This window comes from Bifidobacterium primatium, assembly GCF_002802875.1.
Classification (GTDB): Bacteria; Actinomycetota; Actinomycetes; order Actinomycetales; family Bifidobacteriaceae; genus Galliscardovia; species Galliscardovia primatium.
Genome location: NZ_PEBI01000001.1, coordinates 490,827 through 516,397 on the forward strand (window position 1 = coordinate 490,827; position 25,571 = coordinate 516,397).

The window sequence follows — 25,571 nt, forward strand, 5'->3', positions numbered from 1 at the left end:
ATATGCCGGCTCCCCTTCCCGAAGAGGGAAGCCGGCAGCGACAGGGACCGACTACTCCTCGATGCCCATGGCGGAGAGGCACCAGGCATTTTCGTAGGAGATCTCCTGCCAGCGCTTGTAACGGCCCGTCACGCCGCCATGGCCGGCCTCCACCTCGATCTTCGCCACGGCGTCGACCTCGGCGTCCGGCTCCTGCAGGCGGGCGATCCACTTGAGCGGTTCCACGTAGAGCACGCGCGTGTCGTTCATCGACGTGGTGACGAACATGGCAGGGAAGTGCCTCGTGCCGTACTCGCGCTCGCGCTCGTCGGCGTCCTGCACGTTCTCGTACGGCGAGTACTGCTTCATGTAGCGGTAGACCTCGGCGTTGTGCAACGGGTCGCCCCACTCGTCCCATTCGGTGACGGTCAGCGGCAGCGACGTGTCGAGGATGGACGTAAGCGCGTCGACGAACGGCACGTCCGCCTCGATGCCCGCGTAGAGCTGCGGCGCCATGTTGGCCACGGCGCCCATGAGCAGGCCGCCGGCCGAGCCGCCGTTGGCCACGGTGCGCTTCGGGTCGGCGATGCCGTTGCGCTGCAGGGCGGCCGTGACGTCGATGAAGTCGATGAACGTGTTCATCTTGTTGAGCTTGCGGCCCTGCTCGTACCAGCCTCGGCCGAGCTCGCCGCCGCCGCGCACGTGCGGCACGGCGTAGAGCACGCCTCGGTCGAGCAGGCTCAGACGCGGCACGGAGAAGCTCGGGTCGGAGCTGATCTCGTACGCGCCGTAGCCGGTGATGAACATCGGCGCCTCGCGGCGGTCGTAGCGCGCCGACATGTCCTCGTACGAGAGCGTCAGCTCGCGCGGCACCTCGATGACCTCGTCGGTCAGGCCCTCGCGCGCGCCCTCCAGCGCGGGGATGAGCCCGCGGCGCCACACCAGCGAGACGGGCACATGCTCACCGTCGCGCACGCGCACCCACATGCGCTTTTCGGCGTAGTCTGCGGGGTCGAAGTCGCCGAGCACGGTGGCGCGCTTGAGCAGCACGTCGGTGTCGGTCTCGGGATCGTATTCATGCAGCTCGCCCGGCTGCGTGTAGCTCACGGTCGTGTAGCGCATGCGCGGCGCGTCATACGAGGGGTTGCCGCTCATGCCGATGGAGTACAGCTTGCCGTCCACACGCGGCACGATGCCGCCGAATCCCCACGGGCGGCCGGCGAGGAAGTCCTCCTTGGCGGCGCGCTTGGGCATGACGGCCAGCTGCGGCAGGCTGTCAGCACGATACGACAGCGCCACGAAGTGCCGGTACATGGCGATGCCCTCGATGCGCAGTCCCTGCACGCCCTGCAGGATCTCCGGATTGTCGGGGATGTCGCTCAGCGTGCTGATGGACTGGTATCGGGTGGCGCGGGTCTGCGGCGTCGGACGGCCGCCGTGCGGCGGCTCGCATCCGGCGAGCGAGCCCTGCGCCACGCATACGCCCTCGCCGAGCGTGTACGGCGGCTGGTGGGTGCGCATGTCGATGACGTCGATCTCGAAGTTCGGGTTCGACACGTTGTGGATCACGAGGGCGACGGGGATGTTGCCGGCCTCGTCCTCGAACTCGGCGAAGCTCACGTCGTATTCGACGCCTTCGGTGCGTTCGATGAACGGCTTGAACTCGCCTTCGGGGTCGTCCACCGAAAGCATCAGCACCTCGGACGTGGTCTTCGACCCGGATTCGACGATGATCTGCTGTTCGTCGAACGAGATGCCGACGCCCACCCAGAATCGCTCGTCGGGGTCGTGATACACCTGCACGTCGTCGTCGGCGCTGGTGCCGACGCGGTGACGCCAGACGCAGTAGGGGCGCCATGCGGCGTCGACCTTCGTGTAGAACACCCATTTGCCGTCGGGCGTGATGCATCCGCCGCCGGCGACCTCGTGGATGGTCTCGGGGAAGTCCTTCCCCGTTTCGAGGTCGCGGATGCGCAGGTCGTAGCGTTCGTTGCCCGTCACATCCACGCTGTATGCCATGAAACGTCCGTCATGGCTCATGTCCATGCCGCCGATGCTGAAGAACTGGTGGCCCTCGGCCTCCTCGTTGCAGTCGAAGACGATCTCCTCGCCGACGGGCCGGTCGCCGCCGGCCGCGGCGATGGTCGGGGGATCCCAGTCGTCGGCGCCGCGGATGGGCACGCGGCACTGGATGCCGTACTGCTTGCCCTCCTGCGTGCGCGTGTAGTACCAGTAGCCGTTCATGCGCGTGGGCACCGACATGTCGGTCTGCTGCACGCGGGAGCGGATCTCCTCGAACAGCGTGCCGCGCAGCGTCTTCAATCCCGCCATGCGCTGCTCGCAGTATGCGTTCTGCGCGGCCACGTACTCCTGCACGCGGTCGGATTCCTTGTCGCGCATCCATTCGTACGGATCGCTGAACGTATCCCCTTGAGCGCGGCGTCGGCTGGGTTCCTTCACGGCCTCCGGCGGCTTGAGCCCTGCGACGTCCGTCCATCCATTGTCCACAGTCATACGCTCAAGTATCCCACGCTTTTATCGGTTTCTTATAGAATTCGGCGGTTTTTCGTCACGAAGCATATGGATTGGCGTCATTGATGACGGATAATGACGGCGATGGGGCCGCCGGACGATTCGTCGGCGGCCCCATCGGATGGACGGCGTGGAATCGGACAGCGATGAATCGCGATCGGGATTCCGCGTCAGTGGAAGAGGTTCCTGAGATACGGCATCATCGTGTTCATGAGATTGACGCCGTTCGGACCGTAGAAGACCGGCACGTCGGGCACGGGTGCCGGCACGACCGGCCCGGTGACCCGCTGCGGCAGCGAACGGCCCATGTCGCGCGGACTGAGCTGGCGGATGCCGATGGCGATCACACGGCCCTTGTAGCGCTGTGCGATGGTGGCGTACGTGCTCGGGTCCTTCTGGCCGTCGTCGCCGAGGAGGATGAACCTCATTTCGGGGAAGTCGGCCATGAGCTGCTCGACGAACTCCAGCTTGTGCTGCACGCCGGAGGGGATGAACGTCTTCGGACGCGGGTCGAGGTCGCGCAGCAGCAGCGGGCCTTCGGGGAACCCGTGGTATTCGATGAAGTGGCGGATGGAGCTCTCCACGTTCCACGGCGAGGTCGACAGGTAGAAGAACGGGGCGTCGGGGAACAGCTCGCGCAGCTTGGAGTAGAACACCGACATCGAGGGCACCGACATGCGCTTGCGCGGGTTGAGGAACAGCATGTTGAACACGGCCCGCCACAGCGTGGGCACCTGCGTGACCATCACCGTGTCGTCGATGTCGGAGATGATGCCGACCTTCGCGTCGGCCGGGATCGTATACAGCGTGGAGTGCACCGGATGGCGGCGGTCCACCGTGTAGGAGACGTCATGCCTGCCGGGCGTCAGCTCGCGCTCGGCCACGAGGTCGAGATAGCCCTGCGAATCGGAGACAGCGAATTCGCTGCCCTGCTCGCGGGCGCTGTCGAATTTGTCGTACTGTTCGGAATCCCCCACCTGCACGGTGACCAGGGGGATGGAGTCGATGCTGATCTTCACCTGCGTCTCGGCGGCGGGGACCATGAACGCGGCGCGGATGCCGCGTGTGACCAGACCGGCGGTGCGCTGCTCGGGAGCGTATACGGTGCGGCAGATCAGCCGCGAATACGCGCCGGTGCCATAGCCCACATACGGCTCCACGCGCGGATACCATCCCAGACGCCGTGCGATGGCCGTGGAGAACAGGCTCCACAGGCCGAACGTGTGGGTCACGGCGCGGCGTGTGGCGCGCACGGCCAACGGCTTGAAGTCGATCTGCTCGCGACGGCTCGCCGTGTCGAAGTTCGACGTGGACGGCTGCGCGACGATCGGGGTCTCGGCCTCGACGGCCGTGTCGGGAGCGGAATCGGCGTCGGCCGCCGTCCCGCGACCGGAGGGAGCATGGGAATGGATGGAATGGGAATCGACCATGGTCAACCTTAGGTAGTCTTCAATAGTCTTGTTCTCGCCGCGCCGCCCGAAGGCGGGGCGCGGCGCATGGAGGCGTCCTTACTTGCGCAGCAGGGCGGCGTATTCCTCGGCGTCCATCATGTCGGGTTCGTCGTCGTCAAGGGCGATCTTCAGCAGCCATCCCTCGCCGTACGGGTCGGAATCGACCACGGAGGGATCGTCGTATGCCTCGCGGTTGACGTACTTCACCTCGCCTGCGACGGGGCTGATCACCGGGGAGACGGCCTTGGAGGATTCCAGCGACACGATCTCGTCGCCGGCCTCGACGCGGGTTCCCGGCTCGGGGAAGTCGATGAACACCAGGTCGCCCAGTTCCTCGGCGGCATGCTCAGTAATGCCGATGACCACGGGGTCGACGGAATCGTCGAGCCACACGTGGTCATCGGAATACTTCAGGTGCTCGGGCACTTCGATGCTGCTGGCGGCTGCGGCCAGCTCATGGTCATAACGCTGTTCGTCAGTCATGACTCCAAGCGTACCCGCAGGCGTTTACCGCACGGCGCCGCTGGGCGTGCTGCCGGTCACTTCGACCATCGCGCCGATCGGCATGAAGTCGTAGACCCACTTGGCGTCCGCGACGTTCATGTTGGTGCAGCCGTGCGACTTGGGCGTGCCGCTGGCGATGCCGCCGGGGTTCCACGGGGCGCCGTGGAAGCCTTCGCCCTCGTTGTAGTAGGTGACCCACGGCACGTTCGGCGTCACGTAGTCCTCGCCGCGCATCGTCTGGCTCTCGTACTTGGTGTGCACGAAGAAGGTGCCGTTGTCGGTGGGCGTGGAGGGCTTGCCGGTGGAGACGTTGAAGGTGTTCACCAGGGTGGTGCCCTTGTAGGCGTAGGCCTTCTGCTCGCTGAGGTTGATGACCATGTGCGGGTCGCCGTTCGGCACGTCGTAGCGCACCTTGCGCGACTTGGTCTCGTACTTGACCACCTTGGCGTCGGCCTTGATGGTGCCGGAGGTGCCGTTGCGCAGCGCCGTGCACACCTGCTTGGTGGTGGCGGAGGCGTCGCTGTTGACCTCCACGCCGTTGACGCCCTTGACGTCGGTGGTGATCACGGTGCCGGCCGTGTTGACGACGTTCTGCTCGGCGACCATCTTCTGGTTCAGGGCGTCGGGCAGCGTGCTGGACAGGTAGGAGTTGATGGCGCTCTCGTCATACGAGAGGGCGATGGTGCCCTTGGTCGGGTCTTCGTTCACCTTGATCCACGTGGCGATCTGGTCGGCGGGGATGGTGAACGTCTTGGTGTCGCCGTTCGAGATGACGAGCTGGCTCGCCAGGCGCGCGTTCGCGTCGTCGGCGGCCTTCGTGGCGGTGGCGTCGCTGATCGGGGCCTTGATGGTCTCGGTGCCGATCTCGACGGACCTGGTGTCGCCGGGCTCGGCCTTGATGGCGTTGACGGCCTGCTGGACGGGGGCGATCTTCGGCGACTCGCCGTCGCGGCTGTTGGACACGACGAACTTCTTGGCGGACGAATCGTACTTGACGGTGGCGTTGACCACGCGGGAGTCCTCGCCGATCAGCTTGTCGGAGAGGAAGGTGGTCATGGCGAGCTTGTCGCCGCTGGTCTCCAGGGAGACCGAGGTCCTGGCGAAGGGGTTGACCGTGCTGATGAAGTTCTCCTTGTTGGCGTTCATCAGGTCGTTGACGGTCTTGTCCACGTTCACGCTCACGCCGAGGTCGGTGAGCGAGGCGGTGGTCGAGGCGCCGCCCTTGACGGTCACCTTGACGGAGGAGTTGCGCACGGCGTCGGTCACCGTGTTCTTCAGTTCGTCGGAGGTCTGGCCGGCGACGGAGATGGTGCCGAGGCGCACGCCGGGGGCGGCCTTGTCCTTGAAGTAGTACTGTCCGCCGATGATGTAGCCGGCGAATGCGGCGAGGACCACAACCAGCAGGGTAAGCGCGACGATCAGCCCGACCGGCTTCTTCTTCGTCCTCACGGTCGCGGCGCCGTTGAACACATCACCAGACGCCGATGCCGGCAGGGGGGCCATCGTTACGGTCTGCGCCTCGTCCGGCGCAGAGGCGGACGAAAGAAAATCGAAGGACGCGCCCTGTTCGGGCCTCCCGTTCTCGAAGTTCTGTTCGTTAGTCATGATCTTCCCATTTCTCGTGTATTTTCAACGTTCCCAACTATACCCGCGCAAATGACATTTCCCGAGGGCCGCAATTGTGATTAATCCGACAACGAACGCGCGGGAGAACTGTGTCCGTCGAGGGAGACCGTGTCCATTGCAGGGCACAGTGGACGATTCGCATGGCCGCCGGACACCACGTATCGAGGGCGGGGGTGCCTCGCCCCGCGACGCGGTCCCGAAGCCGGCCGCCAGACGACAATGACCTTATTGACCTTATTGCAGGGGCCGGCCGTACCATTCCTCGAGCATGTACCGGGCGATGGTGGCCTTGCCGGGCACCTTGATGCGCCCCATGATCATCGCGTCGGTGAACTCGTCGCGGGTGAACCACCGGGCGTCGGCCGTCTCCTCGTGGTCCACGCGGACCTCGGTGGTCAGCGCGCGGGCCTTGAACGCCATCATCAGCGAGGCGGGGAACGGCCATGGCTGGGAGCCGAGGTACTTCACCTCGCCCAGCGTGATGCCGGTCTCCTCCTTGGCCTCGCGGCGGGCGGCGTGCTCGAGGTTCTCGCCGGCCTCCACGAATCCGGCGGAGACGGAGTAGAGGTTGTCCTTCCATGCGGCGTTGTGCTGCAGGAGCAGACGGTCCGAGGAGTCCACGATGGCGGTGATGACCGCCGGTTCGATGCGCGGGAACAGGATGCGGTTGCCGTCAGAGGCGTTGGTGCAGCGCTGCGCCCATCCGGCGAGCGCCGGCTCCACGGGCGAGCCGCAGCAGGGGCAGAAGCGCTGGCGGTTGTGCCAGATGCCGACGGTGACGGCGCTGGTGGCGAGGCCGGCGTCGCGCGAGCCGACGTGCGGCGCGAAGCCGCGCAGGTCGACCCAGTCGAAGCGGGCCGCGGCCTTGCCTATCAGGGAGTCGTCGTCTCGTCCGAAGGTGTGGTCGGCGCCGAACTGGCTGCCGGGGATGTCGGAGGCGGCGCGGGTGATGTCGAGGGCCACGTAGTGGGTCTCGGGCGCGGCGCCGAGCCGGTCGGTGCCGAGGAAGATGGCGGTGACGCCGCGGTGCGCGCGCAGTTCGGCGCGCACATAGGGGCCGGGGACCAGTGCGGGACGGATCTTCGCCACGTCGTATTCGACCTTCGCGGCGTCGCCCTTGGGCACGGCGATGAGACCGTTGCTGATGAGCATCACCTGGGTGGCGGTCTCGCCGAGCACGGTGTCGATGAGACCCTCCTCGCCGCGCCGGTCGACCTCATAGTCGATGGTGCCCTGCGCCAGCGGCAGGAACGGCAGCGCCTGGGTGAGCGCCAGCGGCGAGAATACGGGGTCGGTGGAATCGGTCATGACAATCCTTACTGCTATGTCGGCTGTGTCGTCCGCATCGTCCGCGACGCCGACGGTCGTGGGCTCAGGCGCGGCGCTGGACGTCGAGGATGGCCTGCGCCACCACGTCGGGCTTTTCCACGCAGGTGAAGTGGCCGGCGTCGTCGACCACGGTGAACACGGGGTCGGTGGCGGTCATCGCCTCGGCCATGGGGCGCATGCGGTCCGGGGCGCTGGAGGGGTCGAGCGTGCCGGAGACGAGTCCGGCGGGAACGGCGATCTTCGCGAGCTGCGGGGTCTCGTCGGGGCGTCCGGCCGCCATGCGCTGGCGCCATGCCACGCCCTTGGGATCCTGTTCGCCGATCCAGCCGCTGAACAGGTCGATGAAGCCCTGCGAGCGCTTGAGCGCGGAGTCGCCCGGCTGCGGCTTGGCGAAGTGCATGACCGGCTCGACGGTGTCGTGCGTCTCGCATTCGTCGGCGATGCGCAGGCGGTTGGCGCGGGCCTCGGGGCCGTCGCCTTCGGACTTGGTGTCGCACAGCACCACGCCGGCTACGGCTTCGGGGTGCAGGCGGTGCACCGCGAGCGTGAGGTAGCCTCCCATCGAGATGCCCACCCATACGGCCTTGTCGTAGCCCGTGGACTTGAGGGCCGCGACGAAGGATTCGGCCATGCGGTCCATGGCCTCGGGGTAGGCGCCGTCGGCGGCGACCGGCCCGGTCTGTTCGGCACCGGGGATGGGGCACTTGCCGGCGCCCGGCATCTCCAGCCCGTAGATGGCGAACGGCGCCGCGCCCTGTTCGTCGGCCATTGCGGCCAGACGGCCGGCGCATACGTCCCATACGCGATGGTCCACGGGGAACGCGTGCACCAGTACCACCGGCGTCGGCGAGCCTTCGACGGCGGGGACGTCGCGGTACACGGTGTTCAGAATCGTCATGGTCGCGGGGTTGTCGATGGTCATGAAGAAATCACCTCGGTATGTTCGGTTGCGTCTATTCGGCCCAGGCCAGCGCGCGGCGGATGATGCGGTCGTGGCCGCCGGGCATCTGCGCCAGGTAGTCGGGGCGCAGCACTTCGGCGGGACTCACCCATTCCACGTCGAGCGTCTCGTCCTGCGGCTTGCAGTCGCCGGCGATCGGCACCACATAGCACAGGGCCACGGCGTGCTGACGGGGATCGTAGAACTCGGAGACGCCGGGCGTGGGGAAGAACTCGGCCACGGTGAACGGCTGCAGCGAGACCGGCAGGATGGGCAGCGCGATGTCGCCCAGGTCCTTGGCGATGTTGCGGGCCACGGCCTCGCGCAACGATTCGTGGAACAGCACGCGACCGGTGATCAGCGTGCGTTCGATGGCGCTGTCGTCGCCGGCGCGCAGCAGCGTGCCGACCTTGGATATGCGGCCGAGCTCGTCGGTGCGCACGGGCACGATCTCCACATAGACGATCGGCAGCTGGCGGCGCGCACGGTCGATGTCGGAGGAGTCCAGCCATCCCGGCGGGTTGTCGTGCCCCGATCCGCGGATGAAATCGTCGGGGGTGATGTCGTCGAATTCGCCGCGACGGCGCGACGCGTCGTAGTCGCCCTCGTCGGGCACTTCGTCATTCAGCACAGGCATGCCCTTATTATCAGACCGCCGTATGACCTTTGCATGTCTATGCGCCGTAAGCAATAGGGTCTTGTGTCGCGGCCACGCTATGAGATGCTTATGTACGTATGTCGTCGCCCTTGCGGCGACGCCCTTTGTTCCGTCAATCTTCCATGATCCGTTAGGGAGGCACCATGGCCACGCACGAGTTGACCGCCGAGAATTTCGAAACCACCGTCAAGGAGCACCCGCTGGTGTTCATCGACTTCTGGGCCACGTGGTGCGGCCCGTGCCGCGCATTCGGCCCGATCTACGAGAAGGCCTCCGAATCCCATGACGACGTGTGGTTCACCAAGGTGGACATCGACCAGCAGCAGGGTCTGGCCGAGGCCGCCGGCATCTCCGCGGTGCCGACGCTCATCGTCCTCAAGAACGGCGAGGTGGTCTTCAAGCAGGCCGGCGCGCTGCGCGCGTCCGATCTGGACACGCTGATCGACAAGGTCAAGGAGGAGACTCCCGCGGCCTGACGGCCATGACGATCATCCGTCCGACGCGGTCGCGGTCGCGACCGTCGGACGAATCGTCGAAATAATCTTTTTTATCACATTCGGCGCGTCGTTGTCGCATACGGCGCGCTGATTTTTTTGCCGCCGTCATCATGGGTCGGTAAGATATGGATGTTGTGTGAGACTCTGTAGGTCTACGTAAGGAGATTCATGGCAAGCCACCGCAAGGAAAAGGCTTTTATTCTCAAGCGCATCACCCGTCGTCAGTGGATTCGTCTGGGGGCGGGAGCCGCCGCCGCTGCGCTGCTGATCACCGGGGGTTTCGTCTCCCGTGACTTCTACACGAGCAACACGAACCGTACGAACACGTCGTCCATCACCTCGTATTCCGCCACGAAGAGCGACGAGGTCGACCAGTTCCAGGCCGCGTCCCGTGGCGACGCCCGCGCCGACATCAAGGCCGGACTGCGTGGCGCCGACGCGAACACGTCCTATGTGAAGGTCGTCATCAACGGCAACTCCCGCGTGGTGCTCGGCGAGAACTTCACCGATGTCAAGTCCGTGCTCGATCAGGGCAACATCACCCTCGAACCCGACGACTCCGTCTCCCCCAGCCTGACGACCAAGGTGAACGAGTCCACGGTCATCACCATCGACCGTGCCGGCTCCTCCATCGAGACCGTCGAGAAGGCCATCGCCTTCAACACCGTCGAGAAGAAGACGGACGCGCTGCCTTCCGGCACCAAGAAGGTGCAGGAGGAAGGCGAGAAGGGCATCATGCAGATGACCAACCTGGTCACCAAGGCCGGCGGCAAGGTCACCTCGTCGAACACGCTGAGCGCGTGGGTCAAGAAGGCCCCGAAGTCGAAGGTCATCCTCATCGGCACCGGCAGCACGCAGGCCGATTCCTCGTCTTCGTCCTCATCGTCCTCCTCCTCGTCGTCGAGCTCCACCGGCTCCTCGAACCTGGGCACCACGGTCCCGGCCAGCGACATGCAGAAATGGGCGCACGACTACCTGCTCGCCAACGGCTACAGCGAGGCCGACTTCTCCGCCACCGTGTACATCATCAACCACGAGTCCGGCTGGGATCCGACCGCCACGAACCCGTCCTCCGGCGCATACGGCCTGCCGCAGGCCCTGCCCGGCAGCAAGATGTCGTCCGCCGGCGCCGACTGGCAGACCAACTACCAGACGCAGCTCAAGTGGTTCCTCAGCTACTGCAACGAACGCTACGGCAGCGTGCAGGGCGCCTACAACTACTGGCTCGCCAACCACAACTACTGATCCGCGAATCCACGCCGATTCACGGATACCGAATCTCCGCAACCGAGGTCCCGGCACTTCCCACGAGGTGCCGGGACCTCGGCGTATATCGGCGGCCTCCCCGTCGACCGATCGCCCTGTTAACCGACCTCGACGTCAACCGACCACCCCGTCAATCCAGTCGGATTTGTGGGCCTATCGCGTCATCAAACAGAATCCAATAGGAGCCCAATAGGGGTTTGTGGGTCTAATCGGTCGCCAAAATCCAAAAGTGGGTCTATCCGTTCGCGAGGAAGGGATTTTCGGGATCCTCGCGTATGTCCTAGACCCACAAACCTCTTTATGAACGGATTGGCCCACGGTTATTGAATAGGCCAGACCCACAAATTTTCCTTGTGAACGGTCAGACCCACAAACCCGATTCGGCAGACCCACAAAATGATTGAGTAGACCCACAACATTGATGCGATAGACCCACAAAACCCGACTTGTATTTCTTGGGGCATGGTGCACATTCGATTCGAATCGATTCGATTCGTTTTGCCGCCATGCACTGCGGCCGAATACACGAATACACACCGGCCGCATATGCAAAAACTCCTGTCTGCGCGAGGCAGTACAGGAGTCTTGGTATCCCCCATCGGAGAGAAGAAACAGAACGACAGGGGAAGAGTCGGTCCGTTGGGGGCCGTGGTCCGTCAGGCGACCGGCGCGTCATTCGGTGTTGCACTCATAGATGAATGACGGGGCCGGAACCTTCGGGGCCCGCCGTCTCCCTCCGTCACGCCGCGAGGCCGAACGCCGGGCGAACGATGTCGCCGGCGATTCGACGCCGCGTCGTGGCGGACGGGAACGACCGCGGACGGTCCCCCAACGGTGAGGATCAGCCGAAGCGGCCGGAGATGTAGCGTTCGGTGTCTTCCTCGTGCGGGTTCTCGAAGATGACCTTGGTCTCGTTCATCTCGACGAGATGACCGGGCTGGCCGATCTCCTTGAGGTTGAAGAAGGCGGTGTAGTCGGACACACGGGCGGCCTGCTGCATGTTGTGGGTCACGATGACGATCGTGTAGTCCTTCTTCAGCTCGTTGATCAGATCCTCGACGGCGAGCGTCGAAATCGGGTCAAGGGCGGAGCAGGGCTCGTCCATGAGCAGCACCTGCGGGTGCACGGCCACGGCGCGGGCGATGCACAGACGCTGCTGCTGGCCACCGGAGAGGCCGATGCCGGGGTTGTCGAGACGGTCCTTGACCTCGTCCCACAGGTTGGCGCCACGCAGGGCCCATTCGACGAGCTCGTCGGCGTCCTTCTTGTCGACGGAACGGTTGTTGAGCTTCATGCCGGCGAGCACGTTCTCACGAATGGACATCGTGGGGAACGGGTTCGGGCGCTGGAACACCATGCCGACGTCGCGGCGGACGGCGACGGGGTCGACGCCGGGGCCGTAGAGGTTCTTGCCTTCGAGCAGCACCTCGCCCGTGACGTGGGCGCCGGGGATGATCTCGTGCATGCGGTCGAGGGTGCGCAGCACGGTGGACTTGCCACAGCCGGAGGGGCCGATGAAGGCGGTGACCTTGTTCGGTTCGATCTTCATGTTGACGTCCTCGACGGCCAGGAAGTCGCCGTAGTAGACGTTCAGATGGTTGACATCAATTCGTTGTCCCATGTTCTTTCCTTATGTTTTCCAGTGACGGCGATTACTCGATTACTTCTGCGTGCCTTCGACCGAGAACACCTTGGCCACGATGCGGCCGATGATGTTCAGCAGAAGCACGATGAGGATCAGCACGAGGGCGGCGGCCCATGCACGTTCCATACGGATGCCCGGCAGGCACGGCGGGTTGAGCTTGAGCGCGGCGGGCGTGCAGGTGGCCAGACCCTGGGAGTATTCGTTGTAGACGTACACCGGCAGCGTCGTCATACGACCGGAGAAGAGGTTGAAGTTGGTGTTGGCGATGAAGCCGGAGGCGATGAGCAGCGGGGCGGTCTCGCCGATGACTCGCGCGATGGCGAGGATCACGCCGGAGACGATGCCCGGAAGCGCGGTGCGCAGCACGATCTTGGTGATGGTGCGCTGCTTGGTGACGCCCAGTGCGTAGGAGCATTCGCGAAGGTCGCTCGGGACGATCTTCAGCATCTCCTCGCTGGTCTTCACCACGGTCGGGATCATGAGCAGCGACAACGCCACCGAGCCGACGAAGCCGTTGACGGTGCCGGGGCCGAGCAGGATGGTGAACAGCGAAAAGGCGAACAGACCGGCGACGATGGACGGGATGCCGCTCATCACGTCGACCAGCAGGGAGATGGTCTTGGACAGCGGGCCCTTCTGCGCGTATTCCACGAGGTAGACGGCGCACATGAGACCGATCGGGATGGAGATGACCATGGCGCCGAACGTGATCTCCACGGTGCCGATGATGGCGTGGAGGATGCCGCCGTACGGGTACATGCCGCCGATGACGCCGACCATGTTGTGGCTCAGGAAGTAGCCGTCAAGGCGCTTGTAGCCTTCGGCGAGGCAGGTCCAGAGCACGGAGACGAGCGGGACCAGCGCGATGAGGAACGCGATGTAGATGAGGACACGCATGGCGATGTCCTTGTACTTGCGCGTCTGGATGGAGGAGCGGCTGGGCTTGAACTTGTCGAAGTCGGGCTGCGGTCCGCGATGGAATTCGGGATTGGTTGCTGCGGCGGTCATCAGGCGTCCTTCCTATCCGTGATCTTGCGTGCCGCATAGTTCACGATGAACGTGATGACGAACAGCACGAGACCGGTGGCGATCAGGGTGCTCACGCCGAGGTCGTTGGCCTCGGGGAACTGCGCGGCGATGTTGGCTGCGATGGTCTGGCTCTGGGAGGCCTGCAGCAGCCTGAAGGAGTACAGCATGCCCGGGGACAGGATCATGAGCACGGCCATCGTCTCGCCGAGTGCGCGGCCGAGGCCGAGCATGGAGGCGGAGATCACGCCGGACTTGCCGAACGGGATGACCGCCAGCTTGATCATCTCCCACTTGGTGGCGCCGAGCGCCAGGGCGGCCTCCTGCTGGAGGGCCGGGGTCTGCAGGAAGATGTCTCGCGAGACGGAGGTGATGATCGGCAGGATCATCACGGCCAGCACGACGGCCACCGTGGCGACCGTACGCGGCGGGTTCGAGGCCGGGCCGCCGAAGATGTAGGTCCAGCCGAGGTACTTGGCGAACCAGTTCCACACGCCGACGATGTGCGGCACGAGGATCAGACCGCCCCACAGACCGTAGATGACGGAGGGGATGGCGGCCAGCAGGTCGATGACGGCCGAGAGCACGGCCGACAGCTTCGGCGAGGCGTAGTGGGAGATGAACAGTGCGATGCCCACCGCGATGAAGAACGCGATGATCAGCGCGAGTGCGGAGACCAGAATGGTTCCGAACACGAGCGGGCCGACGTACTGCAGGAAGTTATGGGCGGCGCCACCGGAGAAGTTCTCGATGGTCGCCTGGTTGGCGGCCTTGTCGCCGACGAGGAGCGGCAGGGCACGGACGAACAGGAAGATGAACACGGCCGCGAGTGCGACAAGAATCAGGATGCCGCAGGCGTAGGCCACTCCCTTGAACACTTTGTCGGCGGTCTTGCCGTCCTTGACGACGCCACCTACCTCCGACGTAGTTTGAGAAGTCACCTCATTCTCCTTCTGATGATTTGCGTACAAACGAGAAGGCGTCCCCGCCACTTCCTGACGACATCACCGTCGTGATTTCGCGCAAATGAAGCGATGGGGACGCGAACCCGATTGGGTTACTTGGTCTGGATGGCGTCGATGGACTTCTGGACCTCGGCGCGCAGGGTATCGGACATCGGGGCGGAGCCGGCGTTGGTGGCGGCGGTCTGCTGACCCTCGTCGCTCACCACGTAGCTGAGCCACTGCTTGGCGAACTCGGCCTTGTTGGCGTCCTTGTAGGTGGGGCAGGCGACGTCGTAGGAGACGAGCACGACCGGGTAGGCGCCGTCCTCGGTGGTGTTGTGGTCGAGCTTGATGACCACGCGGTTCTCGCCCTTGGCGGAGTCGTCCTTCGGGGAGGCGTCAACGACCTTGGCTGCGGCTTCGGCCGAGTACGGCACGTACTTCTCGCCGACCTTGACGGCCACGGTGCCGAGGTCGCCGGCCTGGGAGGCGTCGGCGTAGCCGATGGTGCCTTCGGCCTGGTTGACGGTGGAGATCACGCCGGAGGTGCCCTTGCCGCCCTGGCCGACGTTGTTCGGCCAGTTCTCGCCGACCTCGTACTTCCAGTTGGAGTCGCCGGCGGCGTCCTTGATGTAGCTCAGGAAGTTCTTGGTGGTGCCGGACTTGTCGGAGCGGTGGACCACGGTGATGTCGGTGGACGGAAGCTTGGCGTCGGGGTTCTGCTTGGCGATGGCGGGATCGTTCCACTTGGTGATCTTGCCGTCGAAGATCTTGGCCAGCGTGGCGGCGTCCATGTTCAGGTGCTTGTCGGTGCCGTTGAGGCCGGCCGACTTGAGGTTGTACACGATGGCGATCGGGGAGATGTAGACCGGAACGTCGAAGGCGGTCTTGCCTTCGCACACGCTCTTGGACTGCTCGACCTGGTCGGCCTCGAGCGGGGCGTCGGAGCCGGCCCACACGGTGGCGCCGGTCAGGAAGGTGCTCACGCCGGCGCCGGATCCGGACGGATCGTAGGCGATCTTGGCGTTGGGCTGCTTGGCGCCGAAGCCGGCGATCCAGGCGTCGACGGCGCTCTTCTGGGAGGAGGCGCCGGCGCCGGAGAACTCGCCGCTCAGCTGGGTGCCGGAGGCGCTGGAGCTGGAGGAGGAGCTACCGGCCGGGGCGTTGTCGCCGCAGGCCGCCAGAGAAGCCATCATTGCCAGGCCGGAAACCACGGCCATGGAGCGAAGCAGAAGATTCTTTCGCATAACTTATTCCCTCTTGTCTGTCCGCGTCCCCGGCAGGTCCGGGGCCGCCGTGCGTGCCACGTCTTGAAAACCATGTGGATGACGCACCTTTGTTATGACACTTAACAGATTATTGATGGTTTCGGGGGTCGAAAACCAAAATCGGTAAACAGTAAGTGAACTTGTGCTGATATCTGTTTTGTAGTATTTCCACGATGCGGAAATCACCGGCGTTCAACGCGGAAATCGTTGGAAAACCGCGATTCCCCATCGGATATCAGTATCATGCGCGCTTGTTGGTTGCCGATCGTCCTTTCGTCGAAAGAGGTAGGTACAAGAAAACCGTATGCAATATCTACGTAGATTTTGCATACGGTTATGAATGTACTACATGGCCGGCACCGCGGCGCGCCGGTCGCGCGGAACGCCGCGCGCCGCGTCCGCCGTCAGTCGGACGGCTCGTCGATCTTGTAGCCGAGGCCGCGCACCGTGGTGATGTAGTGCGGATGGGCGGAGTCCTCCTCGATCTTCGAGCGCACGCGCTTGATGTGCACGTCGAGCGTCTTCGTGTCGCCGACGTAGTCGGAGCCCCACACACGGTCGATGAGCTGGTGGCGGGTGAGCACGCGGCCCTTGTTCTGCATGAGGTATTCCAGCAGCTCGAACTCCTTGAGCGGGAAGAACACGCTTTCGCCGTGCACGGTGACGGCATGCTGTCCCACCAGCATGCGGATGGGCCCGCACACCAGCGGCACGTCGTCTCCGGAGACGTCGCCGGTGTCGACGCTCGCCTGGTTGCGGCGCAGCACGGCGCGCACGCGGGCGAGCAGCTCGCGGAAGGAGTACGGCTTGGTCACGTAGTCGTCGGCGCCGATCTCCAGACCGACGACCTTGTCGATCTCCGAGCTCTTGGCCGTGAGCATGATGATGGGCACACGGCTCTGCTCGCGGATGCGGCGGCACAGCGAGGTGCCGTCGAGGCCGGGAAGCATGAGGTCGAGCAGCACCAGGTCGATGCCACCCTTGGTGAACAGCTCAAGCCCCTCCTCGCCCGTGGCGGCGGCGATCACGTCGTAGCCCTCGTGCGTGAACTGGTAGACCAGCGGCTCGCGATAGGATTCCTCATCCTCGACGATAAGTATGCGCGTCATATACGTTGACTTCCCTTGATTTTTCGAGACTTACCCAGGCCGGCGAAGACTCCCCCGCCCTTACACAGACATGAACAGTGTACCCACATATCTTGCGCACAGGTTAATCGTTGGAGTGATTTTCCCCACTCGCGACCGGCAGCGTGATGGTGAACGTGGAGCCCTCTCCGGGACGGGACCACACGTCAATCGTTCCACCCGCCTCCTGCACGATGTGCTTGGTGATGGCGAGGCCGAGGCCGGTGCCGCCGGTCTCGCGCGAGCGGGCCGGATCGACCCGGTAGAACCGTTCGAAGATGCGGCTCTGCGCCTCGACGGGGATGCCGATGCCCTGGTCGATCACGCGGATGCGGACGAAACCGCCCTCCTGCTTGACGCTCACGCCCACATGCGTGCCCTTGGGCGAGTAGTGCACGGCGTTCTCCACGAGGTTCTTCACGGCGGTCTTGATGGCGTCGGCGTCGCCCTCCACGATCATCGGCTCATATGCCGGCTCCGCGGTGCCGTCGGCCGCGTCGCCGTCCATACCGCCCGACCTGCCGGCACGGTCGGCCTCGGTTCCGTCGGCCGTGTCGTTGGCCTCGTTGGTCTGAACGCCGACGGTGTCGTCGCCCACGTACATGCGCAGTTCGATGTTCGCCGCATCGGCCTGCACCGCGTTCTCGTCAAGCGCCTCGCGCACGACCTGCGGCACGTCGACCGGCCGGCGGTCGGCGGCCGCGAGGCCTTCGTCGTTCTGCACCTTCTGCAGCGCGATGAGCTTCTGCACGAGCTCGGTCAGGCGCTCGGACTCCTTCGAGATGCGGCCGGAGAAGTAGCGCACGGCGTCGGGGTCCTCGGCCGCGTCCGACACCGTCTCGGCGAGCAGCGAGATGGCGCCGGCCGGGGTCTTGAGCTCGTGGGATACGTTGGTCACGAAGTCGCGGCGCATGCGCTCGAAGTTGCGGCGCTCGCTCACGTTCTCGAGGAAGACGGCGTACAGTTCGTCGGCGCCGCCCGAAACGGCGATGTCGTCGACGTCGTCGTCGGGCATGATGTCGCTGTGTATCCGCGCGATGCGGCCGATGCGCACGCGCAGGTACATCGGCACGCGGTCGGTGATCCGGCCGGATTCGGGCTCGACGTGCAGTTCGATCTCGCGGTCGCGAATCTTGCCGTCGGAGACCACCTGGGCGAGGATATCGCGAATCTCGTCGTATTCGAGATGGTCGTCGGCCACGACGTCCAGCTGCTCGGCCAGCGGACTGACGTATCGCGTGTTGCCGAGTCCGTCGACGAGGATGACGGCGCTGCGCATCACGTCAAGCAGATTGTGGGCCGCGTTCTGCGCATTGACCCCCCTGCCGAACACCGAGGAGGCCGGCGGCTCGTTGTCCTGCGCGATCTTCCTCACCATCCGCAGGGCGCCGGCGTCGACGCCCTTGCGATACGACTGCCAGATGAGCAGCGCCGCGGCCGCCACCACGATGATGAGGATGATGAGGAAGAAGGAGGATTCCGTCGTGGAAAGTGAGATTGCCATTGTGCTCGACCGACCGTTCCGCCGGGCCGCGCGGGCCCGACTGTGTGCATACGCGACCGATGTGATTCGCGTGACTTCGGATTCGTCACCCACGATATGCCATCGTGGCAACAATGGCGGCCGTCAGGTCAATCCTGCCCGGCGAGCGTCAGCACGACGAGCACCACGTTGAGGGCCACGATCAGGGCGGCGACGAGGATGAAGACGACGTGCTTGACCGGTCCGTCCGCCCACTTGCCCATCAGCGTCCGATCATGCGTGTACCGCATGAGCGGGATGATGGCGAACGGTATGCCGATGGAGAGGATGACCTGTCCGACGACCAGCGCGAACGTGGGGTTGGTGCTGAACCACAAGACCACGAGCGCGGGCACGAGCGTGATGATGCGGCATGCCCACATGGGGGCGTCCACATGCAGCAGTCCATGCATGATCTCCTGGCCGGCGTAGGTGCCGACCGACGTGCTCGACAGGCTGGAGGCGAGCAGGCCGATGGAGAATATGGTGCCGATGACCGGCCCGAGCACCTGCACGACGGCGTGCTGGGCGCCTTCGATGGTGTCGGTGCCGGCCATGCCGTGCAGGGAGTTGGCGGCGAGCAGCAGCAGCGCGAGGTTCACGGTGCCGGCGAGCAGCAGCGCCCACACCACGTCGATCTTGGCGCCGAACAGTTCGCGCTTGATGCCCGGGCGGTCGGTGCGTCCGGCGAAGTGGTCGTTGACGAGCGTGGAATGCAGGTAGATGGCGTGGGGCATGACGGTAGCGCCGAGCATGGAGCTGGCCATGAGCACGGAATCGGTGGTGGTGAATCGCGGGACGAGACCGCCCAGCACCGATCCGGGGGCCGGCGGCGCAATGAACAGTCCGGCGATGAAGCCGAACGTGATGACGAGCAGCAGCGCGATGATCATCTTCTCGAACGCGCCCTGCGTATGGCCGCCCTGGAAGCGCAGCAGCACCGTGGAGACGGCGCCGATGATGCATCCGCCGACGAACAGCGGCAGCCCGAACAGGAGGTTCAGGGCGATGGCGCCGCCGATGACCTCGGCGAGGTCGGTGGCGATGGCGATGACTTCGGCCTGGGCGAAGAACAGCAGCCTGCCGCCCGGATTCATGCGGTTGCCCAGCAGCGCCGGTAGCGACTGGCCGGTGACGATGCCGAGCTTGGCGCTCTGGTATTGGATGAGCACGCTCATGGCGTTGGCAAGCACGAGCACCCATACCAGCAGATAGCCGTATCGGGCGCCCGACGTGATGTTGGCCGCCACGTTGCCCGGATCCACATAGGCGACGGCGGCCACGAACGCCGGTCCGAGCAGTGCGCTGAGCTTGGATTTGGCGTCGGTGTGCGGCGCGCCCAGCTTCGGCACGCTGTGCATGTGCTCGGTGTGCGGATGCCCGCTCGCCTCAAGCGCCTTCTCCTCGTCGGGATCGACATGATGGCGCCTCGCCGGTCTTGTGGACCGTACCGACGTCGCGGATTCCGCGGATTCTGTGGATTTCATGGATTCTGATTCGTCCATTCCTGGCCTCCCCGCCTATTGGTATAGCACCTCGGCGGACTTCCCACGTTTCCGCGCCTCTACTGACCCGGCACCGCCTGCCCGGGGCAGTCGTGGAGCACGCCGAGCATGGCCCGCTTCTCGGTGCCGGTCACGCTCAGCCCGTACTTCGCCTTCACGCCGATCTGCCGTGCCACGTAGTCGCATCGGTATGCGGTGTTCGGCGGCAGCCATACGGAGGCGTCGGCGTCGCCCTTGTCCTCGTTGGCGGGACCGTCCACGGCGAGCAGATTGTAGGGGTCGTTGCTGAACTCGTAGCGTTTCTTCGTGCTCCACTGGTCGGCGCCGGACTTCCATGCGTTGTTGAGCGCGACCACATGGTCGATCTGCACCTTGGCGCTGGTGGCCTGTCCGCGCACGAAATCAATGGTTTTGCCGGTATACGGGTCGTCGAGCGTCCCCGACTGCACCTTGCACCGTTCGGCGTTCGCATACCGCACGTCTTTGAGGTCGCGGGCGAGCACGTCGTTGCGCGAATCGCAGCCGTTGCCGTCCGGATCGTACTGCCGAAAGCCGAAGGCGTCACGCTTGTATACGGATGTCGGCCTGCGGCCGTCGACGACCGCAAGCGTGTTCAGCGTGTCGGCGGCGTTCCCCCGCGCCGTGTATTCGCCGGTGAGCCTCCCTGCGGTCTCGCTCACCCGAGGCAGCACGAGACCGGCCGTGACCCCGATGGCCACGGCCATCACCAGCAGAACCAGGAACCGCCCGAAGGCGGTTGTTCCGCGGAATCGCCTGCGACGATGCGCCATGAATCAGCCCTGATCGGATAAATCGAACCGACGGTCAGCTGTAGGAGAAGGTGCGCGGGTCGTGGCCGGCGCGCGTGGGGCCGTCGAGCGCGTCGATGGCGGCGTGCTCCTCGTCCGTCAGCGCGAAGTCGAACAGCGAGGCGTTCTCGATCTGACGCTCCGTATGCGTGGACTTGGGGATGATGATGGTCCCGTTTTCGATATGCCAGCGCAGAATCACCTGCGCATGGCTGACGCCGTGCGCCTCGGCGATACGGCCGATGACGCCGTCGCCGGCGTCGAGGTCGGCGCCGCGCGCCATGGGCGAGTAGGCCTCGACGGCGATGCCGTGCTCCTTGCAGTAGGCGACGACCTCACGCTGCTGCCATGTGGGATGCAGCTCAATCTGGTTGACCGTCGGGTATTCGCCGGTCTCCTCGTGCAGACGGTCGAGGTTCTCGGGCAGGAAGTTGCACACGCCGAGCGTGCGGACCCGGCCTTCGTCGCGCAGGCGCACGAACGCGCGCCACACCTCGTCGCTGCGCCAGTCGAACGGCGTGGGCCAGTGGATCATGTACATGTCCACGTAATCGGTGCGCAGCAGACCGATCTGACGGTCGAACGCCTTGAGCGCGGAATCGTAGCCCTGCTCGGAGTCGCGCAGCTTGGTGGTCACCCAGATCTCCCCGCGCTTCTCGCCAGTGGCGTAGCCGCTGTCGGAGAGCGCCTTGCCGACGCCGCCCTCGTTGTTGTAGCCGGCGGCGGTGTCGATGTGACGGTAGCCGGCGGCGATCGCCGATTCGACGACCGGCGCGGTGTGCTCGTCGTCGATGCGCAGCACGCCGAGGCCGATCTGCGGAATGCGGCTGCCGTCCGCCAGGGTGATGTCGGGGATGGGTCCAAACGTCATCGTGTCTCCTTACCGATGTTCGTCATGTCTTCGATCAGCATGTCCTTCCATCAGCGTAGTCGACATCGTCCGCATGGAGCACATGGTCGGCGATGCGCATGGCGGACTCCCGATGCGAGACCAGTACGATCGCCGGCGCGGCATGCCGCGTGGCGGGGATATCCCCAGACTTATCGACGTCGTCCACAGCGCCGTGCGCATTGCCGGACGCCGCGGCGCCGTCGGCGTCACCGACGTCACCGACGGCCAGCGTGCGGATGGACCGCAGGATCACGGCCTCGTTGAACGCGTCCAGTCGGCTCGTCGGCTCGTCGAACAGTACCAGATCGGCACGCCGTAGGAACATGCGGGCCAGCCCGATACGCTGGCGCTCGCCTTCGGAGAGGCGGTCTCCGAGCTCGCCCACCTGCGTGTCGAGGCCGTCGGGCAGCGACGCGATGAGGTCGTCGACGGAGGCCTTGCGGCAGGCGTCGAGCAGTCGGGCGTCGACGGATGCGGAGCCGTCGACGCCAGAGGCCGCATCGCCACCGTCCGCTTCGACGTCGGGCACGGCGATGAGCAGGTTCTCGCGTATCGTGCCGTCGAACAGATAGGTCTCCTGCGTCATCATGGTCTGGATGCGACGACGATGATGCGGCTCGACATCGCGGATGTCGACGCCGGACAGTGCGACGGCGCCGGACTGCGGGTCCCAATAATGCAGCAGCAGCTTGAGCATCGTCGACTTTCCGGCACCGGAACGGCCCTGGATGCCGAGCACGCCGGTCTTCGGCACCGAAATCGACACGTCGTTGAGCACCGGCCGGGCTTTCGCCGGCCCGAAGCCGGACTGTGGGTAGGCGAAGGTGACGTGGCTCATCGCCATGCCGTCGTAGCGCGGCGTCTCGGCACCGTTTTCGACGACGGCGGGAGCCTCGTCCATCAGAGAGAACAGGCGGCGCGCGGCGGCGAAGGTCTGCGTCAGGTTCGCCGGCAGTGCGCTCAATGCGAGCGTGGGGCCGAAGGAGCTGGCGATGAGCACCACGGCGATGGCCGATTCGGGGATGGACAGCGGCGTGCCGACGGACGCCCACCAGGCGACGGCCACGGCGGCCGCCACGAAGAATTCGACCAGCACGCCGCCGATCGCGGCGAACGAGCCGTTGGCCCGGCTGAGCCTGCCGCGCTCGGCCCACAGCGACTTCGTGCGCGAGGTGATGCCGTCGACGCGACGGTCTCCCTGACGGAAGCGGATGATCTCGTCGATGCCGCGCATGCCGTCGAGCACGTAGTCGTCAAGCTGCGAGGATTCGCGGCGGATGCGCTCGCCCATGGGCTTCACGCGGGCGGCGAACGCCTTGGGCAGGGCGGCGCCGACGACCAGATGGGCCACGACGAGCAGCAGGGCGTACCACGGGTCGAGCGCGGCCAATGCCACGGCGAACACGAGGGAGGTGACGGTGGCGATGGCGACCGGCGAGATGGTGTGGGCGAAGAAGATCTCGAGCAGCTCCACGTCGGTGGTGATCAATGCGATGAGGTCGCCCCTGCCGCGTCCCGCGAGTTTGGCGGGGGCCAGACGGCGCAGCGCGCCGAAGGCCTTGTCGCGGAAGAGCGCCAGCAGGCGGAATGCCACGTTGTGGTTCATGTACTGCTCGACGTATCGCATGGCGCCGCGCAATACCGCGCTGACGACCATCACGGCGACGGATGCGCCGAAGCCGAGCCCCCAGACGGGGTGGCCGGCGAGCGTGAGCACGGCGAAGACGCCGAATACGGGGATGGCCGCGGCGGCGAGGTGGCCGATCGTGCCGCAGACGACGGCGAGCGTCATGAATCCGCGCAGCGGCGACGCCACGCGCAGGAGACGCGCGATGAGCCTGCCGGTCGAGGAGGTATCCGCAGCGGCCGGGGCGGTGCGTCCGGCATCGTCCGATGTCGCGGTGCCGGTTCGTTCCGCAACGTCGGCCGGTATGGCAGCGGCATCCGCAGAGGCGGCCGCCACGTCATCCGAAGCAGCGGCGATCGCCGCGCCGTGGCCGGCCCCATCGAGGTCTTCCACCGCGCTCTGCGTACGGAACATGCGGGCGTAGACGCCGTCGGCATCGGCCATGAGCGCGGCATGCGGCCCGGTCTGTACCACGGCGCCGTGGTCGAACACCACGACAGTGTCGGCATCGACGGCGTTGGCCATGCGATGGGTGATCATGATGACCGTCTTATGCGCGGCGAGTTCGTGGATGGCTTCGAGGATCAGCCGCTCGCTCTCGACGTCCACGTTGCTGGTGGCCTCGTCGAATACGTATACGGCGGAGTCGTGGAGCAGGCCGCGGGCCAGGGCGATGCGCTGGCGCTGCCCGCCGGAGAGGTTGCCGCCGTCGTCGGCGATGGGCATGTCGAGTCCGTCGGCGCCATTGCGGACGATGTCGTCGATGCGGGCCGCATGCAGGGCGGCCATGAGCTCGTCGTCGCCGGCGTCGGGGCGGGCCATGAGCAGGTTCTCGCGCAGCGTGCCGCGGAACAGGTGGCTGGTGGCGGAGACGATGGTCACGTCCTGCAGCAGGGCGTCGAGCGTGAGATCACGCAGTTCGACGCCGCCCAACGTCAGCGAGCCTTCGTATCCGGTGAGGCGGCCGCTGATCAGACCGGCCGCAGTGGACTTGCCCGATCCGCTCGCGCCCACGACGGCGGTGAGCGTGCGAGGCCTGGCCGTGAACGTCGCGCCGTGCAGGGCGTAGGTCCCGGCGGGATCGTCATCGGAGGCCGTATCGGCGCCGTAGGCGAACGATACGCCATCGAACGTCACCTCGACGTCGCCGGCCGGCAGCGGGCGGCCGCCGTGCTCGGGTTCGGGGAGATCGAGCAGCGCGAAGATCTTCCGGCTCGACGTCATGCCGTTCATGGCCACATGGAAGTAGGAGCCGAGCTGACGCAGCGGGATGAAGAAGTCCGCGGAGAGCAGCACGACCAGCAGGAATCCGGTCAGCGGCAGCGCGACATCGGGCGAGAGATACTGCCAGAGCGCCACGATGATGCCGGCGGCGCTGCCGCCGTATGCCACGAGGTCCATCACCGACAGCGAGCGCAGCTGGATCTGCAGCACGTTCATGGTCATCACGCGGAATTCCTCGGCGCGACGGTTCATGACGGCGTGCGCGCGCTCGTCGGCGTCGAAGATCTTCAATGTTTCGAGCCCCTGGAGGTCGTCGAGGAAGGTGGAGCCGAGGTCGGTGTATTTGCCCCAGTATTTCTTGAAGACGCGGGCGGCGCTCATCGCCACGAGACCCACGATCAGCACGATCAGCGGCGCGCAGACGAGCAGCGTCGCCGCCGCGGGGATATTGACGGGCAGCAGCACGACGAACAGGGTGACCGGTGCAAGGATGCTGAAGAACAGCTGCGGCAGGAACAGTTCGAAGAAGGTCTGCACCTGTTCGATGCCCTCGCCGGCGAGCTGCACCACGTCGGCGGTTCGCGTGACGTTGGGATATGAGGGACCGAGCGTGAGCATCTTGCGCATGAGCTTCTGCCGCAGCGCCAGTTTGACGCGTTCCGCGGCGAGGAAGCCGAAGTGCGTGGCGGCGCGGGTGGCGGCGTAGCGCACGGCGGCGATGACGACGAACGCGGCGGCATACACGGCGATGGCATGGCCGTCGGGCGCGGGCACGAAGGCGGCGAGCCGTTCGAGCGGCGTCGGCGTGACGCAGCCGCCGTTCGGGTCGACCTGACAGACCGCCGCGACCGGCGCATTGCGGTCGACGGCACGCAACAGATCGGCGAGCGCGAGCACCACGGTGACGGCGAACGCGATGTTGGCGATCAGCATCACCCACAACGCCGCGACCTTCGCCGCCACGAGCCGGCCGATGCCGGGGGCCACCGAGAACAATCGTTTGTCGAACATGCAGTCCCTTCCATATTGGAACATCCCCGCCGGGAAATATCCCGCTTGAAAATATCCCCACCACGGTAGCGTGATTCGCCGGTCTTGGGAAGGGTCGATTTGGTCACATTCGGTTTTGCCGGCGTCCCGACGTCTTTCGGCGGCGGGCCGCGATGCCCTTGCCGACGGTCGGGGTTCACAGTGGACACG

The 25,571-nt window shown here is 65.5% G+C and carries 19 protein-coding genes; 2 read left to right on the plus strand and 17 right to left on the minus strand.

The features are described 5' to 3' along the window. Nucleotides 1–51: 51 nt before the first annotated feature. From CS006_RS01920 to CS006_RS01950, 7 genes are all read right to left on the minus strand, one after another. On the minus strand, nt 52–2,493 hold the full coding sequence (locus CS006_RS01920; protein ID WP_100510081.1) for a S9 family peptidase: 2,442 nt from the start codon (nt 2,491–2,493) through the stop codon (nt 52–54). A 188-nt stretch (nt 2,494–2,681) separates the two neighbouring features. Continuing rightward, the gene (locus CS006_RS01925) at nt 2,682–3,941 is read right to left on the minus strand and encodes an App1 family protein (RefSeq protein ID WP_100510082.1); all 1,260 of its coding nucleotides are present in this window, start codon (nt 3,939–3,941) and stop codon (nt 2,682–2,684) included. A gap of 78 nt (nt 3,942–4,019) precedes the next feature. Beyond that, nucleotides 4,020–4,445, minus strand: coding sequence for a glycine cleavage system protein GcvH (gene gcvH, locus CS006_RS01930; protein WP_100510083.1), 426 nt, complete (start codon nt 4,443–4,445; stop codon nt 4,020–4,022). A 24-nt stretch (nt 4,446–4,469) separates the two neighbouring features. Further along, a complete protein-coding gene (locus CS006_RS01935) occupies nt 4,470–6,071 on the minus strand; it encodes a L,D-transpeptidase (RefSeq protein WP_100510084.1) in 1,602 nt (533 codons plus the stop codon). Between the two features lie 255 nt (nt 6,072–6,326). Then, complete coding sequence (nudC, locus tag CS006_RS01940) at nt 6,327–7,400, minus strand: NAD(+) diphosphatase (RefSeq protein ID WP_100510085.1); 1,074 nt, start codon at nt 7,398–7,400, stop codon at nt 6,327–6,329. A gap of 64 nt (nt 7,401–7,464) precedes the next feature. Beyond that, on the minus strand, nt 7,465–8,343 hold the full coding sequence (locus CS006_RS01945) for an alpha/beta fold hydrolase (RefSeq protein ID WP_341476062.1): 879 nt from the start codon (nt 8,341–8,343) through the stop codon (nt 7,465–7,467). A gap of 31 nt (nt 8,344–8,374) precedes the next feature. After that, nucleotides 8,375–8,998, minus strand: coding sequence for an NUDIX hydrolase family protein (locus CS006_RS01950; protein WP_100510086.1), 624 nt, complete (start codon nt 8,996–8,998; stop codon nt 8,375–8,377). A 164-nt stretch (nt 8,999–9,162) separates the two neighbouring features. Here CS006_RS01950 and trxA point away from each other — a divergent pair, with 164 nt between their 5' ends. Together trxA and CS006_RS01960 are read left to right on the plus strand one after the other, a co-directional pair. Further along, the gene (trxA, locus tag CS006_RS01955; RefSeq protein ID WP_100510087.1) at nt 9,163–9,495 is read left to right on the plus strand and encodes a thioredoxin; all 333 of its coding nucleotides are present in this window, start codon (nt 9,163–9,165) and stop codon (nt 9,493–9,495) included. 189 nt (nt 9,496–9,684) lie between these two features. Then, a complete protein-coding gene (locus CS006_RS01960) occupies nt 9,685–10,761 on the plus strand; it encodes an aggregation-promoting factor C-terminal-like domain-containing protein (RefSeq protein WP_100510088.1) in 1,077 nt (358 codons plus the stop codon). 862 nt (nt 10,762–11,623) lie between these two features. On the opposite strand, the gene pstB is transcribed toward CS006_RS01960, so the two are convergent. The 10 genes from pstB to CS006_RS02010 form a co-directional block, all read right to left on the minus strand. Further along, nucleotides 11,624–12,403, minus strand: coding sequence for a phosphate ABC transporter ATP-binding protein PstB (pstB, locus tag CS006_RS01965; protein WP_100510089.1), 780 nt, complete (start codon nt 12,401–12,403; stop codon nt 11,624–11,626). Between the two features lie 39 nt (nt 12,404–12,442). After that, nucleotides 12,443–13,435 carry a phosphate ABC transporter permease PstA gene (pstA, locus tag CS006_RS01970; protein ID WP_100510090.1) on the minus strand — a complete coding sequence of 331 codons (993 nt, stop codon included), beginning with the start codon at nt 13,433–13,435 and terminating at the stop codon, nt 12,443–12,445. Further along, entirely contained in the window at nt 13,435–14,394 is a 960-nt protein-coding gene (gene pstC / locus CS006_RS01975; RefSeq protein WP_100510091.1) for a phosphate ABC transporter permease subunit PstC, read from the minus strand. Before pstC ends, pstA begins: the two co-directional genes overlap by 1 nt. A gap of 116 nt (nt 14,395–14,510) precedes the next feature. Further along, complete coding sequence (gene pstS, locus CS006_RS01980) at nt 14,511–15,644, minus strand: phosphate ABC transporter substrate-binding protein PstS (RefSeq protein ID WP_100510092.1); 1,134 nt, start codon at nt 15,642–15,644, stop codon at nt 14,511–14,513. Nucleotides 15,645–16,069: 425 nt separating this feature from the next. Continuing rightward, complete coding sequence (locus tag CS006_RS01985) at nt 16,070–16,774, minus strand: response regulator transcription factor (RefSeq protein WP_100510093.1); 705 nt, start codon at nt 16,772–16,774, stop codon at nt 16,070–16,072. A 103-nt stretch (nt 16,775–16,877) separates the two neighbouring features. Next, nucleotides 16,878–18,296, minus strand: a complete 1,419-nt coding sequence (locus CS006_RS01990) for a sensor histidine kinase (protein ID WP_100510094.1) — start codon at nt 18,294–18,296, stop codon at nt 16,878–16,880. Nucleotides 18,297–18,424: 128 nt separating this feature from the next. Beyond that, nucleotides 18,425–19,801: an Nramp family divalent metal transporter gene (locus CS006_RS01995; RefSeq protein WP_423734819.1), complete on the minus strand. Its 1,377-nt coding sequence runs from the start codon at nt 19,799–19,801 to the stop codon at nt 18,425–18,427. 77 nt (nt 19,802–19,878) lie between these two features. After that, complete coding sequence (locus CS006_RS02000) at nt 19,879–20,610, minus strand: HNH endonuclease family protein (protein ID WP_100510095.1); 732 nt, start codon at nt 20,608–20,610, stop codon at nt 19,879–19,881. Nucleotides 20,611–20,644: 34 nt separating this feature from the next. Then, entirely contained in the window at nt 20,645–21,499 is an 855-nt protein-coding gene (locus tag CS006_RS02005) for an aldo/keto reductase (protein ID WP_100510096.1), read from the minus strand. Between the two features lie 34 nt (nt 21,500–21,533). Further along, the gene (locus CS006_RS02010; RefSeq protein WP_100510097.1) at nt 21,534–25,382 is read right to left on the minus strand and encodes a thiol reductant ABC exporter subunit CydD/CydC; all 3,849 of its coding nucleotides are present in this window, start codon (nt 25,380–25,382) and stop codon (nt 21,534–21,536) included. Nucleotides 25,383–25,571 lie beyond the last annotated feature (189 nt).